13 protein-coding genes, 7 tRNA genes and 2 pseudogenes are annotated in these 14,221 nt (G+C 38.9%); 5 read left to right on the top strand and 17 right to left on the bottom strand.

The features are described 5' to 3' along the window. Positions 1-486 precede the first annotated feature (486 nt). Positions 487-1,794: a DUF3427 domain-containing protein gene (locus tag NSQ09_RS08615; RefSeq protein ID WP_250634970.1), complete on the bottom strand. Its 1,308-nt coding sequence runs from the start codon at positions 1,792-1,794 to the stop codon at positions 487-489. Positions 1,795-1,846: 52 nt separating this feature from the next. Here NSQ09_RS08615 and NSQ09_RS08610 point away from each other — a divergent pair. Next, positions 1,847-2,401: pseudogene (locus NSQ09_RS08610) on the top strand (hypothetical protein); the annotation flags it as partial. A 93-nt stretch (positions 2,402-2,494) separates the two neighbouring features. On the opposite strand, the gene NSQ09_RS08605 reads toward NSQ09_RS08610, so the two are convergent. Further along, positions 2,495-3,394: an IS3 family transposase gene (locus NSQ09_RS08605; RefSeq protein ID WP_026113687.1), complete on the bottom strand. Its 900-nt coding sequence runs from the start codon at positions 3,392-3,394 to the stop codon at positions 2,495-2,497. Between the two features lie 11 nt (positions 3,395-3,405). Next, positions 3,406-3,723, bottom strand: a complete 318-nt coding sequence (locus NSQ09_RS08600; protein WP_014479904.1) for a transposase — start codon at positions 3,721-3,723, stop codon at positions 3,406-3,408. A 217-nt stretch (positions 3,724-3,940) separates the two neighbouring features. On the opposite strand from NSQ09_RS08600, the gene NSQ09_RS08595 reads away from it, so the two are divergent. After that, a complete protein-coding gene (locus tag NSQ09_RS08595) occupies positions 3,941-4,459 on the top strand; it encodes a hypothetical protein (RefSeq protein WP_014478933.1) in 519 nt (172 codons plus the stop codon). 198 nt (positions 4,460-4,657) lie between these two features. Next, on the top strand, positions 4,658-5,221 hold the full coding sequence (locus NSQ09_RS08590) for a GNAT family N-acetyltransferase (protein ID WP_014478932.1): 564 nt from the start codon (positions 4,658-4,660) through the stop codon (positions 5,219-5,221). A 492-nt stretch (positions 5,222-5,713) separates the two neighbouring features. Here the strand turns inward: NSQ09_RS08590 and NSQ09_RS08585 are convergent, their stop codons facing one another. Further along, complete coding sequence (locus NSQ09_RS08585; protein WP_014478930.1) at positions 5,714-6,613, bottom strand: LysR family transcriptional regulator; 900 nt, start codon at positions 6,611-6,613, stop codon at positions 5,714-5,716. Positions 6,614-6,743: 130 nt separating this feature from the next. Between NSQ09_RS08585 and NSQ09_RS08580 the strand changes: the two genes are divergently transcribed. After that, positions 6,744-8,003, top strand: a complete 1,260-nt coding sequence (locus NSQ09_RS08580) for an APC family permease (RefSeq protein ID WP_014478929.1) — start codon at positions 6,744-6,746, stop codon at positions 8,001-8,003. Positions 8,004-8,255: 252 nt separating this feature from the next. Here the strand turns inward: NSQ09_RS08580 and NSQ09_RS08575 are convergent. From NSQ09_RS08575 to NSQ09_RS08540, 8 genes are all read right to left on the bottom strand, one after another. After that, positions 8,256-8,339, bottom strand: a tRNA-Leu gene (locus NSQ09_RS08575). 80 nt (positions 8,340-8,419) lie between these two features. Beyond that, positions 8,420-8,501, bottom strand: a tRNA-Leu gene (locus tag NSQ09_RS08570). An 11-nt stretch (positions 8,502-8,512) separates the two neighbouring features. Further along, positions 8,513-8,588, bottom strand: a tRNA-Lys gene (locus NSQ09_RS08565). A gap of 26 nt (positions 8,589-8,614) precedes the next feature. Then, positions 8,615-8,689: transfer RNA gene (locus NSQ09_RS08560), tRNA-Gln, on the bottom strand. Between the two features lie 11 nt (positions 8,690-8,700). Continuing rightward, positions 8,701-8,772: transfer RNA gene (locus tag NSQ09_RS08555), tRNA-Glu, on the bottom strand. A 29-nt stretch (positions 8,773-8,801) separates the two neighbouring features. Further along, positions 8,802-8,892: transfer RNA gene (locus NSQ09_RS08550), tRNA-Ser, on the bottom strand. Positions 8,893-8,896: 4 nt separating this feature from the next. Next, positions 8,897-8,971 (bottom strand) — tRNA-Asn (locus tag NSQ09_RS08545). 122 nt (positions 8,972-9,093) lie between these two features. After that, complete coding sequence (locus tag NSQ09_RS08540) at positions 9,094-9,546, bottom strand: SprT family protein (RefSeq protein WP_003234309.1); 453 nt, start codon at positions 9,544-9,546, stop codon at positions 9,094-9,096. A gap of 103 nt (positions 9,547-9,649) precedes the next feature. On the opposite strand from NSQ09_RS08540, the gene cmpA reads away from it, so the two are divergent. Continuing rightward, a complete protein-coding gene (gene cmpA, locus NSQ09_RS08535; protein WP_003225207.1) occupies positions 9,650-9,763 on the top strand; it encodes a cortex morphogenetic protein CmpA in 114 nt (37 codons plus the stop codon). Between the two features lie 9 nt (positions 9,764-9,772). Here the strand turns inward: cmpA and NSQ09_RS08530 are convergent. From NSQ09_RS08530 to rsbV, 5 genes and pseudogenes are all read right to left on the bottom strand, one after another. Next, positions 9,773-11,933: pseudogene (locus NSQ09_RS08530) on the bottom strand (Tex family protein). A 107-nt stretch (positions 11,934-12,040) separates the two neighbouring features. Continuing rightward, positions 12,041-12,640 (bottom strand): phosphoserine phosphatase RsbX, encoded by a 600-nt coding sequence (gene rsbX / locus NSQ09_RS08525; protein ID WP_017696999.1) that lies wholly within the window; start codon positions 12,638-12,640, stop codon positions 12,041-12,043. Then, positions 12,640-13,428: an RNA polymerase sigma factor SigB gene (sigB, locus tag NSQ09_RS08520; protein ID WP_003246715.1), complete on the bottom strand. Its 789-nt coding sequence runs from the start codon at positions 13,426-13,428 to the stop codon at positions 12,640-12,642. The genes rsbX and sigB overlap by 1 nt, the downstream gene beginning before the upstream one ends. Then, a complete protein-coding gene (gene rsbW / locus NSQ09_RS08515) occupies positions 13,394-13,876 on the bottom strand; it encodes an anti-sigma B factor RsbW (protein ID WP_003234299.1) in 483 nt (160 codons plus the stop codon). The genes sigB and rsbW overlap by 35 nt, the downstream gene beginning before the upstream one ends. Continuing rightward, positions 13,873-14,202 (bottom strand): anti-sigma factor antagonist RsbV, encoded by a 330-nt coding sequence (rsbV, locus tag NSQ09_RS08510; RefSeq protein ID WP_014662855.1) that lies wholly within the window; start codon positions 14,200-14,202, stop codon positions 13,873-13,875. Before rsbV ends, rsbW begins: the two co-directional genes overlap by 4 nt. Positions 14,203-14,221: the final 19 nt, after the last annotated feature.

Raw genomic sequence — 14,221 nt, 5'->3', positions numbered from 1 at the left:
AATTTAAAAGATGTATTTATTCCTCCAATTATTTCAGCACTAGTTGTATTATACTTAGTTCTTGCATTTTCCCTAGGTTATTCCCAACATCCATTCTGGAACATAACAAAATTAACAACTGGTTTATTTGGTCTATTCTTTTTAGTTGCATGTCTGGATGACATGATTGAGAGAAAATGGGTTCTAGTAAATAAACGCTCTATTTTGAACTTGATATTTTTAATTTTCATACCTTTTATTCTGATTCTCGTAACGTCATTAGAACACCCTAAACAAAGTTAGAGCCTCCTTATGGAATAAAGAGACAAGCCAGCAACAATATTTATTGTCTCTTTATTTTCCATCAGCTCTCAATAAAGTGAAACCTGTATTTCCCGTCACAAATCCTATATAGCGCCGAATTCTTTTTAATTAAGTGCATTTATTTGTAATTTCTAATTGGAAGTAAAAATGGAGCAGCAACCCGATTTAAACAATGGTTGGCTTTTATCTATTATCGTTGATAATTTCCACTAACTCCTCAACCGTGAAAGCTGGTTTTTTCTTATGCAACATAGCATGACAATTTGGACAAACTGGACGTAAATCGTTGATCGGGTCAATTTCGTACTCCTTGCCTATCTGATTTAACTCAATTATATGATGTACGTGAATAAAGCCTTTACCCAATTCTCCGAATACCTTCTCAAAATCAAACCCACAAATGACACAACTAAAACCATAATGCTCTAAACACTTTTTCCTCGCCATGGGATTTCTCTCATAAACGTTGACTGAGACCTTTTTTGTGGCTCCTTCAATATATCTTGTTGGGTTATCAATTTCCTCAGCCATTTGATTATGTCGGATTTCTTTTTCATCATTAAATTCCCAAATAATTTTGACTGGCTTAGTGTCATGAAACTCTTTTACTCTAGCATTTCCTTGGTAAGTAAACAGGGGAGTATTACTATCTTCCCGTGTAAAAATATAAATATTACCTTTTGGTTTTAACATAGATTGAATAGAAGCATTTTGTAATGAATGACTATTCTTACCAAACCATTGGAGGTCATCTCCGATAAATTTATTATCGTAATCATGCCCCGTTCTTCCGGCAGAACTTATATTGACAAAGACAAATACATCATTATTAAACGAAGTATACCACGTGTTCCAATTCCCGCCCTGTTTACCCTCTGGTACGTTAAAAATCTTGTAAATATCTTTTCTTGAGTATTGTTCTCCAATTCTCAAAGGATGTGCATCAGTGTTATGAATCAATGAAGATATTTTTTTAAATGCTTTTGGATTTAACGGCATTGGTGAGGCTTGAAACCCTTCGATTAAGCACTTATCATATTTATCATATTCATCATTTTCAAAATCTAGATCCTCAAGTAAGATTGGTGAATGCAGCAAATTCTTTATGTATCTAACTGGTACTCGGTAATTGAAATGATCACTTTCTTCATAATAATAATTTTCATCCTTATCAGATGAGTAGACGGGTTTTCCCGTTATTTCTACTACCGCATAAATACCTCGATTTAATTTTGGTTTACCATTTAACATTTTTTTATTCCGGTTATCATGACCAACTCTAATAATCCCTTGTGGACCTTCCTTAAACCACTCTTTTTGCCAACTTGTAATGGAAAATGTATCTTCTATTTGGTTTGAACTCAAAAAATCATCAATAGCCCAAACCTTTGGGTTACAGAAAAATGTCCAGAACCCTGTCGGTTTAATGGCTTGTTTTTCTTTTATGTTTAGTGCAATTGTTTTCCCTAAACTCTCTTTTAGTTCCCCCATATTCTGTATCTCTTTTTATTATACAGTCTTCCTAACACTATCATCGGAATTTAATGGAGATAGCCACAGCAGAGCAAAATGGGTTTCCTATGTCGGCAGTACTGTTGTTCTTGCAATAGTTGGTCCGAAAGGTATTGATAAAGTATCCAAAGTTGCAAAAGCCGGTTCAAAAGTTGCTGCACTTAAGACACTTGAAGTTTCAAAAACAGGAATAAAAAAAGGTATTGAATACGTTAAAATACCAAGTGTTTTTGAACAACAGTTCGCAATGGCTGGTGGTTCAGGGACTTTTCCTTTTAACGTGCTTGATGGAGAGAATTATAAAAACTCTGCACTTGAAATATTTAAGAACTCGTCTACTGTACAAGGATTAAAGAAAGCTAAACCGCATGAAGTTGTAAACGAATTAAAAACTTTCCAAAGCAGAAAATACACTTTTGGAGGACAATCATTCCTCATTGATAAGCGAGGAATGAAGCATATTTTAGAGCGCCATCATCCTAATTTATGGGATGGTTCAATTAAGTCTCAACAATCTTTTCTCAATAAAGAGATGACTGTTAACGATGTTGCAGATGCGATAGAATCAATTATGAAACAAAACCGGGTTAACCCCCTAATTTTGGACACATACTACTCTTAGCTCATTATTTCATAGAATTGCTCTTTATTTTAGGTGAGGCAAGAAAATCATCCTGCCTCATACTCTCACTTCTTTAATCGTTAGCTCTTCTGTTTGGTTTCGTTGATAAAATTCATTTGGTGCTAAATCTAAAATACTCGAATGGATTCTTCGATTATTGTAGAAATCCATGTATTCAGCCACCTCATGATACGCATCTGCGTAGGAATGAAAAGCGAACCGCCTCAAACATTCATACTCTAGTAATCGGTGAAACGACTCGATATGGGCATTCATATTCGGTGTTCTCGGCGGAATGCGTTCATGTTCGATGTGGAACGTTTCACATGCTTTCTGAAACGCTAGAGAAATAAATTGTGGACCATTATCCGTTCGAATGACTGGCTTTGTTTCTCTTTCAAATTGCTGACGCTTAAACAAGGCACGCTGCACGAGTTGGCCAGCGTCGTGTCCGGTACAATGTAAACCAATATGATAATCAATGATGGAACGGTCATATACATCAATGAGCGATAGAATAAAGAAGAAACGCTCTTCACCTTCGATGTAGCCGTATTTAATATCTGCTTCCCACAGCTGATTCGATTCAGTGATGATCCGGTTCCTCGCTAATTTTCTTGGATAGTGGAACTTCACTTCTCGCTGTGGCTGTAGGATATCGAGTTCCTTACATAATCGGTACACTTTCTTTTTGTTAATCTGTAGCGCATACTCGCTTCGAAGGCGGAGGCACAACTTTCGATAGCCATAGACACCGGCTTCACCTGAGATGAGTTCCATCAGCCATTCCTGTATTTGTTCATCCGGTATTTTTTTGCCGTTCTTAGTGAGTGAATAGCCCGGAATGGGTCTGCCCTCACTTACTGACTTTTCTTCTTTCTTGTATTGATAATAGTACGTAGAAGGAGAAATCTCTAAAATCTTCAGGACTTTACGGACGGCATAACCTTTCGCAATCCACTCATTCGCTATTTCAAGCGTTTCAGTAAGTGAGGGTTCTTCTTTTTTAGTACGTCACGGAGAATGGAAATTTCTAAATCTTTTTCGCCTAACAGCTTTTTAAGCTGGTCATTCTCCTCCTCCAACTGTTTGATCCCTGAGGGAGAAACAATATCTTGAATGCCGGAATGATCTAGATTGCCTTTTTCCTGAAAAGCTTTTACCCATTTGCTTACGAGATTTGGACTGAGCTCGTGACGTCTCGCCACCAAAGCTTTATTGCCTGTTTCAATTGCTTCTTGTACCACCTGTTGTTTAAATTCAGCAGAATGTTTTCGTCTTTGCATCACAAAAGCCCCCTTATTTGGCAACCTTAAGTATAAAACCACTCTTAGTAGGTGTCCAAATTCATTAGGGGGCTAAATAGAAACCGTGAAGAGTTAACGAAAAAAGGAACTAAATTTAGTTATCAAATTAGAGGATCATATGAGGGTCAACAATATGTTGTAGGCTTTCAAAAAGGAAGAGTAGGACAATTCTATCCGGAAAAATAGGAGAGGTAAAATGTTTTATATTGAATCATTAATTCTTAGGCCAAATAAGAAGATAAACGATCTTTCAATCTTAAAAAATAATATTGACGATTACTTTGTTCCACTTAGCAATATAGAGGGACTAAAGAACATAAAACCACAGTTAGACTCTTACTATTTATCTGGGGCGATTATTTTAAAATATGGTGAACAAGATTTGCTTGATGTCACTATGTGGGACTTGGTTGACCAATTGTGGGCTTATTTTTTAAATCTAATTGAAGAAGCTATTGAAACAGGAAAAAGCGAAACTTATTTTCCAGATCAACCCCTTCTATTGAAAATGAAATCAATATCGAACGATATGTTGTTATTTGAAATTGACCAAAAACAAAAAGTATTACTACCGAAACTTGATTTTTTTGAATCACTCTTAAAGAATGCGAAAAGTTTCTTTGAAACTATGAATTTTGTTTTAGAAGGTAACTGTGATTATGAGTATGAACTTAATAAGATCGATGAATTGCAAACCAAAATTAAATGTATGTGAGGCTAAATGTGAATTACTCTATCGTGAAAAAATTCTTTGATGAGAATAAAAAATATTCAATTCTTACTGGAGGCGTCACTGATAAACAAGAATAGAAGAGCAGAAGATACCACGAAATTGTCCTCTCGTCCTCAAGAATTTTTACTTGGAGATGAGAGTTTATTATTGCAATTTTAAATTTTAGAGAGGGGAAATCAATTGAATCCTTTGTTGTTAGATGTTCCTTTACAATTAGAAACAGAAAGACTAATTCTTCGAGCACCACATCAAACAGGAGACGGGAAAATTGTAAACCAAGCAATTAGAGATTCCTTTTCTGAATTAAAAGCGTGGTTGCCATTTGCTCAAGAACTTCCTACTGTTGAAGAAACAGAGATAAACTTAAGAAATGCTCATATAAATTTTTTAAAGAGAGAAAGTTTTCGTTTTCTTATTTTTGATAAAGATAGCAATGACTTTATTGGAATAACTAGCCTTCAGAGAATTGACTGGAACATTCCTAAATGTGAAATTGGGTACTGGGTAAATACTAAATATAGCGGGAATGGATATATGACAGAAGCAGTAAAAAAATTAGCTAACTTTGGGTTACATAATATCAAATTTAGAAGAATTGAAATCAGATGTGATTCAACAAATCTTAAAAGTCGTGCTATTCCAGAAAAATTGGGGTTTGTATTCGAAGGCACTTTAAGAAATGATGATTTATCCGCAGATGGTAGCAAGCTGACTGACACTTGTTTTTATTCCATAGTAAAGTAACATTGTGAACATTTACACTTAAAGTAGCGAATACGTTAGTAGAACAAGAAAGGACATAACATATTTTATACGACTAATATGTTATGTCCTTTTTTTATCTTATTTTTTAATTTTGGTCTTGATAAATTAGTCTATTCCTCTAAATTAATTCATTGTACGCTGACAGTGTGCTTTTGATCTGAACGAGAAGGTTACAAACAAAAAGAAATGGCGGACAAATTAGACGACTTACTTTAAGTTAGTGGACACTTTTGGTCACAAAACACAATTTCTTCAAAGACTAAAAAAATACCAAGGGCGTCAAAACCCTTGGTATCATTGATGCGGCCGAGAGGACTTGAACCTCCACGGCTTATTCACCCACTAGACCTTCATTAAAATAAATATGTGTTTTCTGTTTCAAATCCCTTATATATCAACTTTTGTTTATTTTGATTATGGTGCTTACAATTATTTATTCTTATTTGGGAGTAAGATTTTAATGAGCATCGACTATAAAGTCTGAGTTCTTTTCCATAATTCCGCATGTTTTTTTACTATATTTATAAATTCAGCCATCGCTAAGGAATTCCATCTTTTTTTATGATATGCCACCTGCGTTATAATACGTGTTTCATCCATAATCAATCCACTTAATTTGTTTTCTTTCAACTCTTTTTGTACAGTGATCAACGGTAATAACGAAATTCCTAAACCGCACATAACGCACTGCTTAATTGCCTCAACACTCCAAAATTCAAAGGTATTCTCCGAAACCAGTCCTTGGTGTTTCATATACTCTTCAAAGTAAGTACGATAGCTGCACCCATGTTCTGTATATAAAATCACTTCATCAGATGAAAAATAAAAATCATCAAATGGAGTATTTTGCAACTTATGCTGTTTAGGGAATACCAATATCATTGGCTCAGTTATTAGTTTTTCTATATATAAATCAGCTTCCTCTTGTTCATACTCCAACAGAAACGCTAAATCCACCTTCCCATTTCGGAGATCATCTTTTAATTCCCAGCATGTCGATGATTTTAAAGTAATTTTCACTTTAGGAAAAAGCTTTTTGAATTCGTGAATAATTGGAGGTAAACGGTAAACCGTTAAAGATTCCGGGGCACCAATAACAAGATTCCCCATGGGTTCATCGTTTGATTGTATTTGTTTTACTTTTTCAGAAATCCTGATCATTTCGTTTGCATATGGCAACAAATACTCACCCACTTCAGTTAACAGCATTTTCTTCCCAAAACGATTAAATAAGGGTCCTCCTATTTCTTGCTCAATATCTTTGATATGTGAAGTTATGGTCGATTGGGCATAACCTAAATATTCAGCTGCTTTTGTAAATCCTCCCTTTTCCACTATTGTTATAAATGTCTTTAGATGCCGTATTTCCATCGTCTCTCCCCCTTTAAACATTACTAATTCCGATGGAAAAGTTCATATATATCTATTTTACGGATGAAAGGAAACAAATTACAATTGAAATATGATCGTAAGACACGTTTAGGAAGGGATGGAATGAAAAGTGAGAGAAAAAAAACTTGGCCCCGTACTTTTAAGTGGATTAATTGTTGGTCCTATTTTGGGATCGGGAATTATTTTGCTTCCACCAATAATTTATGGTAAGACTGGGGATTATGCCATATTAGCATGGTTTATTATGATGATCATTAGTTTTCTATTTGCTTCATTGTTTGGAAAATTAAGTGTTTTATTCCCGAATGAATCTGGTGTTGCACATACAGTTGAACTTGCATTTGGACAACATATAAAACAATTAACTTCTGTATTTTTTATTATTGCGGGCAGTGTTGGACCAGTAGCCGTTCTAATGACAGCCAGTCAATACCTCAAGGCTTTGTTCAAAAGTAATGGTTGGTCCCTAGAGACATATGGAATCATTCTAATGATGATTTGTTTATTCGTTCTATTATCGAATATCTCTTCCGTAGGAAAAGTGTCATTTATGTTTTCCACAGTCTCCACAGTAGTATTGTTAAGTGGAGGGATTAGTTCAATTCCCTTTATGAGGGATAAAGCTTTTATTAAAACACCATTTCATCTTGATGATTTTGGTTATAGTATTCTTTTGCTTTTTTGGGCTCTAGTAGGTTGGGAAATTATAGGTAATTATAGTTTGGATGTCAAAAACAGAAAAAGAACGATTCCCCAAGCAATAGTAATAAGCTCAGTGGTCATCACAACGGTTTGTATTGTTGTAGCTGCTGCCTATCAATGGATTGATTTACATCACACACACACATTAACGATTATTTTAATTCCATTGCTTGGAACGTCGTTTGCTTCCCCGACAATGGCTTTCATCACAACAATATTATGTATGAGCACATATTTATTGGTTACTGGTGGAGTATCACGTCTAATAGCCTCAGAGAATAAAAAAATAACCTTGATTTCTTACCGCTCCAAAACAAACATACCAATTGGAGCCATAAGCATATTAACATTAGTTCATGCAATCGTTTTTATTCTTTTATTTATAAACATCATTAATGTTGAACAAATTGTTGGAATGGCTAATGCTTTCTTTATTAGTAATGCAATTTGCGGTATTTTGTCTGCATATAAACTGTTACCTGGTAAGTTTTCAAAAAGTTTATCATTAATGCTTATTATCAGCTTTTTGATTATCCTTTCTTTCTCATCAATATGGATTTTATTAATGATTGCCCTTATAACTACTTTCTATTTGATCCGACACTTTATCTGGATACGTCAATTAAAGAAATCCGCTACTAATTCTCAAGACAAATTGCGATTTTAAGATCATGAATTTCTCACCCAAACTTGGATGTATAAACAAAAACGAGAGATTTTACAGTTCCTTTAGGACATAGTTCCGTTTCTTTGAATACTTCCGGACATCTTTTTCCTAATAAACAGAAGGAAACTGCCGACCGTTTGGATGATTACTTTAAGTAACTGGTGAGATTTGGTGAGCAACTCTTCTCTCATAGCCGTATTTCCGCACAAAAAAATAATACCAAAGGTGGTTAAACCCTTGGTATTATTGAGATGCGGCCGAGAGGACTTGAACCTCCACGGGTTATTCACCCACTAGGCCCTCAACCTAGCGCGTCTGCCATTCCGCCACGACCGCGTGATCATTAAATTGTGTTGTGCTGGTTTAGTAGGCTCTTAACCTAGTAAAACAGATTTGCGTGCACTTTGTAAATAAAGTGCGGGTGAAGGGACTCGAACCCCCACGTCGTAAGACACTAGATCCTAAGTCTAGCGCGTCTGCCAATTCCGCCACACCCGCAAAAAGACAAATGGTGAGCCATGAAGGACTCGAACCTTCGACCCTCTGATTAAAAGTCAGATGCTCTACCAACTGAGCTAATGGCTCTTACTATTAGATTTCAAAAATAAAAATGGCTGGGCTAGCTGGATTCGAACCAACGCATGACGGAGTCAAAGTCCGTTGCCTTACCGCTTGGCTATAGCCCAACGAAATGGAATGACCCGTACGGGATTCGAACCCGTGTTACCGCCGTGAAAGGGCGGTGTCTTAACCGCTTGACCAACGGGCCGATGGTTGAGAACTTATATCGAAATCTTATGGCGGAGAAGGAGGGATTTGAACCCTCGCGCCGCTTACGCGACCTACACCCTTAGCAGGGGCGCCTCTTCAGCCACTTGAGTACTTCTCCAATATGGCTCCACAGGCAGGATTCGAACCTGCGACCGATCGGTTAACAGCCGATAGCTCTACCACTGAGCTACTGTGGAATAATGAGACAAGACTTATTATATCAGCCTTGATTTACAGTGTCAAGAGGTAAATGTTTTTATTTATCTCTCGTAACGACTTTTATAATGTAACATAGGCTTGCCATATTCGTCAACCTTTTTTACGAAAAAATTCTTTTTATTTTTCCGCGGCATTTTCCGCACCTGTATCTGTCAGGGTTCATGGCGCGCTTCTTTATATACTGTTGGCCGCAGGCCGTACAGATATACATATAAGTTTTTTTGTTTTCCGCTTTTTTCTTAAGGGGTGTACAGAACCTCGGCGCGTTGACCTGCTGCAAAAGCATTCTAAAATCTCTGTCTCTGTGCTTGTACCCTTTTCCTTCAAGGTGGAGATGATAATGGCAGAGCTCGTGCTTGATGATGCCGATCAGCTCCTCCCTGCCGTGTTCAATCAGATATTTTCTGTTCAATTCAATGTTATGAGAGGTTAACAGGTACCTTCCGCCCGTGGTTTTAAGCCTGTCATTAAAAAGCGCCTGATGGCGGAACGGCTTTTTAAAATATGTTTTAGAAATATCCTCTGTCAGCTTTTGAAGCTCTATATTATCCATAGCGCACCTCACTTAAAAAACATTGAACGGGACAATTCACCGTTCGCATACAATATGGTAATCACCGTCCCTCTTATGATAAAAGCTGAGGAGGAATGAGCCTATGCCAAATTGGCTTAAAAAGCAGATGCAAAAAGCGTTCCTTGAAAAAGATAATTACCAAATTAAACTGCTGAATCAATGCTGGTATTTCTATAGGAAAAAACACTGCTCGTAAGCAGTGCTTTTATTTTACCATAGACAGCGATACTCTGCCTTTTTGTACATCTACGCCGTCAACCCAAACTGTCACAATATCGCCGACAGATACGACATCAAGAGGATGCTTGACGAATTGATTGCTCAATTTTGAGATATGCACAAGCCCGTCTTGTTTGACTCCGATATCAACAAACGCTCCGAAGTCCACTACATTGCGCACGGTGCCCTGCAGTTCCATTCCCTCTTTCAAATCTTCCAGCTGAAGGACGTCTGTTTTCAGCAAAGGCTTAGGCACCTCATCGCGCGGATCGCGTTCCGGCCTTGTCAGCTGTTCACAAATGTCTTTCAGAGTGATTTCGCCGATTCCCAGCTCTTTTGCCGTTTCAGAGAGCGCCAGCTGATTGATTTTGTCCTTCAATTCCGCCGTGCCGATATGTTCTGTTGAAAGTCCGAGTTTTTTCAAAAGTGCTTTTGTTTCTTTATAGCTTTCCGGGTGGATGCCTGTTCTATCCAAAGGCTCTGTCCCTTCCTGCACTCTTAAGAAACCGATACATTGCTCGTAGGTTTTCGCACCGAGCCTTGGGATGTCCTTCAGTTCTTTTCGATTTGAAAACTTTCCGATTTCCTCACGTTTTTTGACAACGTTGCCTGCTACAGACTTCGATAATCCCGCTACATACTGAAGCAGCGCGGCGGAGGCTGTGTTGACGTTTACTCCCACCTGGTTTACGACCGTTTCGACGACAAACCGCAGAGATTCATTTAAGCGTTTTTGGCTGACGTCATGCTGATACTGTCCGACACCAACAGACTTCGGATCGATTTTAACGAGCTCCGCGAGCGGGTCTTGAAGTCTTCGCGCAATAGACACGGCACTGCGCTCTTCAACCTTAAGGTCAGGGAATTCTTCTCGGGCCAGCTCAGAAGCCGAATAGACGCTTGCACCCGCTTCATTGACGATCACATAATAAATTTTGCGCGGCATGTCTTTCAGTACATTGACGATGAATTGTTCTGTTTCTCTGGATGCTGTGCCGTTTCCGATCGCCACCATCTCGACTTGATACTGCTCAAGAATCTTTTTCACTTTTTCATGGGCTTCTTTTGTTTTGTTGACTGGCGCATGCGGATAGATCACATCAATTTTCAAGACTTTTCCAGTCTCATCTGACACAGCGAGCTTACAGCCGGTTCGAAAGGCTGGGTCAACACCGAGAACGGTTTTGCCTTTCATCGGCGGCTGCAAAAGAAGTTTTCTCAAGTTCTCTGAGAAAATATGAATCGCCTGTTCATCAGCTTTTTCTGAGAGCTCTTTCCTGATTTCACGCTCGATTGCCGGCTGGATCAGCCTTTTATAGCTGTCATCAATTGTCTCCTGCAAAATCTCTCTTACGGATGTTGAGCGATTTTTGATGACTTGTTTTTCTAAATACGCCTTAATGTGATCCGCAGGCGGTTCAATCGCTACCTTTAAAATGTCTTCTTTTTCGCCGCGGTTCATTGCCAGCACCCTATGCGGAACGACTTTTGCAATTGGCTCTTCATACTCGTAATACATTTCATACACATTTTTCTCATCGGTGTCTGCCGACTTTCCTGCTGCAGACTTAATGGTTCCTCTTTTGAAGGTTTCCTGGCGAATCCACTTTCTGAAGGTCGGCTCGTCTGAAATTTGTTCCGCAATAATGTGCTTGGCGCCTTCAATCGCTTCTTCTCGCGTGAACACTTCTTTTTCTTCGCTGATGTATTGGTCTGCAGTTGCTGCCAGACGATCATCTTGGGGAAGTGTCAGGATATAGTCGGCAAGCGGCTCAAGGCCTTTGCTTTTGGCGACTGTCGCCTTTGTTTTACGTTTTTGTTTATAAGGGCGGTAAAGGTCTTCCACTTCCTGAAGTTTCACCGATTGCTCGATTTTACGTTTTAGATCATCTGTCAGTTTATCCTCGCTCTGCAATCAGCCTGATTACCTCTTCTTTTCGCTGATTCAGGTTTTGTATGTATTGCCAGCGTTCAGAAATCGTCTGAATCTGAACCTCATCCATTGAACCCGTCTGCTCTTTTCGATACCGGGCAATAAACGGGACTGTATTGCCGTCTTCTAGCAGGCGGATGACACTTTCAACGTGTTTTTGTGATAAACCTATTTCTTTCGCAATTTGCTGTTTTAAAAGGGCTGACGTTTCCATGTAACCAAAGCCTCCAATTTTGTCGTTCTTTCTCTAGTGTATCAAAAACCGAAAAAAACACATAAAAAAAGAAGCCGGTATTTCAGCTTCTTCTTGTTCTTATTCTCTTAGGACAGCTGTCCGAGAATATAGGTCAGGTCATCTTTTCTCGATGTCGTATACATTTTCAGCGAATTCGATATTTCTTCTACCGATTGGCCTTTTTTCAAGTGGGAGCGGATATCAGGTACGTTGAGTCCATCTGTATGTATAATGAACTTTGAACCCTTTTCATAGGTGGCGGTGTGCGTTTTGTATTTTTGCGGCTTGCCTGATAAATAGCCCGAAATCGGCAGAGGATAAAAGCTTTCACCAGACGGGGAATGCAGAATAAACCGTACATTTCCGATAGAGCAGTACGTAAACTGCCTTTGCTCAAAATTGATTTTCAGGATAGATGCTGTAGCGCCTCTTTTGTTTTTCATCGCCTGATTACAGCGTTCGATAATGCTTTCTACGTCTTCATTCGCATAGTTTTCCACTAAGTCTTTGATGGCTGCAGAGGATTCGTTAGCAAGTGATCCACTTCCCAGTCCGTCAGCAACCGCGCAAATTAACTCCTTATCATCAGCTTTCATAAAAAAGCTGTCACCGCAAATCGATTTCCCTTCTTTATTCAGTTGATATACTAGAGTTTGAATATGCTCGTTTTCTTCAACCTGGATCATTACATTAACTCCATCGAGGGATCTTCAATCAAGGCCTCTCTGAGCTTCTTCACAGCTTTGCGTTGCAAGCGCGAGACGTGCATTTGAGATATACCGAGAATGTCCCCAGTTTCTTTTTGGCTTTTGTTTTGAATATACGTAAGGTCTATGATTTGTTTTTCACGATCTGAAAGGACATGAAGCACGCTTTGCAGCATCAATTGCTGGTTGACCCGCTCATATCCGTCCTCCTGTGATCCGACGATATCAAGAATCGTGACGGTGCTTCCGTCCGAATCCGCTTCAATGCTGTGGTCAACGGATAAAGCTTGATAGCTTTTGCCCATTTCCATCGTTTCAAGAACCTCTTCTTCAGAAACATCGAGGAATTCGGCAATCTCTTCGACTTTCGGCGATCTTTGTGTTTCAGTGGTCAGCTGATCAACCGCCATTTTGATTCTTGGACCCAGTTCTTTAATTCGTCTCGGAACATGAACGCTCCATGTTTTATCTCTGAGGAAACGTTTAATTTCACCGATGATTGTCGGAATTGCAAAAGCTTCAAACGATTTGCCGACAACAGGATCGTATCGCTTAATCGCGCCTAGCAGCCCGATCATGCCGACCTGGCGGAGATCCTCGTGGAAGCTTTTGCCTTTTGAATATTTTTTCGCAAGCATGTCAACCAGATTTGTATACACCCGCACAAGCGTTTCCTGCGCCTGTTCATCTTGCTTTGTTTGGTAATCGCTTATGAGCCGATCGACTTCATCTTTAGTTAGTTTCGTAGTTTTTGATGGTTGTGTCATGATCAACTCGCTCCCCATTTAAATACTTTGTCATCGCTACGGTGACGCCGGAGTGATTTTGCACTCTGACTTCATCCATGAGCGTTTCCATTAAATATAGACCGAGCCCTCCTTCTGATAATTGATCAACTGTGTGCGAAGGTGTGTACGGCCCTAGATCCTGCTGCTTTTGATCAAAGTCAAAGCTGTCTCCTTCATCCGCCACAATAACCTCTAAACGGTCTTCAAACACACCGAATCGTATTGACACTTCCCCATTTTTATCTTCTTTATAAGCGTGCTGGACCGCATTTGTGCACGCCTCGCTGACTGCGATTTTCAAATCTTCAATTTCATCGTACGTATAGCCCATTCTGCTTGCGACCCCTGACAGCGTCAGTCTTATAATTCCCACATATTCAGGTTGGGCCGGCACTTTCATTTCGATGTAATCAGCGTTATTCTTCATTGCACTCCACCTTCTGACTTTGCAGAAATATCAATGATGTCCTTCAAGCCTGTAATGTCAAACAGTCGGATCAGCCGGTCAGAAAGATTTTCAAGTTTCAGCGAACCGCCTTGTTTTTTCACTGTTTTAAAGATCCCTACAAAAACGCCCAATCCGGTACTGTCCATGTAGCTCACATCTTTCAGGCAAATTCTTAAGTCCGCGCCTTGTTCTGCCAGAGGAACAAGCTTCTCTCTGAGCACTGGCGCTGAGTATACATCAATTTCTCCTGCAATGTTTACTTGTATATCATTCTCGTTTTGCTTCACATCAACATTTATATTCATTCGTATCACCTCAAATTTT

The sequence above is a fragment of the Bacillus sp. FSL W8-1202 genome, from assembly GCF_038006165.1.
In the GTDB taxonomy this organism is placed as follows: domain Bacteria; phylum Bacillota; class Bacilli; order Bacillales; family Bacillaceae; genus Bacillus; species Bacillus subtilis.
Note: the sequence above shows the minus strand (reverse complement) of the source record. Positions and strands in the feature narration are given on the sequence as shown.

Bases quoted from the DNA above. Each gene is read 5' to 3' on its own strand.
- sigB (WP_003246715.1), bottom strand. From the start codon at position 13,428: ATGACACAACCATCAAAAACTACGAAACTAACTAAAGATGAAGTCGAT.
- rsbW (WP_003234299.1), bottom strand. From the start codon at position 13,876: ATGAAGAATAACGCTGATTACATCGAAATGAAAGTGCCGGCCCAACCT.
- rsbV (WP_014662855.1), bottom strand. From the start codon at position 14,202: ATGAATATAAATGTTGATGTGAAGCAAAACGAGAATGATATACAAGTA.
- NSQ09_RS08600 (WP_014479904.1), bottom strand. From the start codon at position 3,723: ATGCAAAGACGAAAACATTCTGCTGAATTTAAACAACAGGTGGTACAA.
- cmpA (WP_003225207.1), top strand. From the start codon at position 9,650: ATGCCAAATTGGCTTAAAAAGCAGATGCAAAAAGCGTTCCTTGAAAAA.
- NSQ09_RS08540 (WP_003234309.1), bottom strand. From the start codon at position 9,546: ATGGATAATATAGAGCTTCAAAAGCTGACAGAGGATATTTCTAAAACA.
- NSQ09_RS08615 (WP_250634970.1), bottom strand. From the start codon at position 1,794: ATGGGGGAACTAAAAGAGAGTTTAGGGAAAACAATTGCACTAAACATA.
- NSQ09_RS08595 (WP_014478933.1), top strand. From the start codon at position 3,941: ATGTTTTATATTGAATCATTAATTCTTAGGCCAAATAAGAAGATAAAC.
- NSQ09_RS08585 (WP_014478930.1), bottom strand. From the start codon at position 6,613: ATGGAAATACGGCATCTAAAGACATTTATAACAATAGTGGAAAAGGGA.
- rsbX (WP_017696999.1), bottom strand. From the start codon at position 12,640: ATGATCCAGGTTGAAGAAAACGAGCATATTCAAACTCTAGTATATCAA.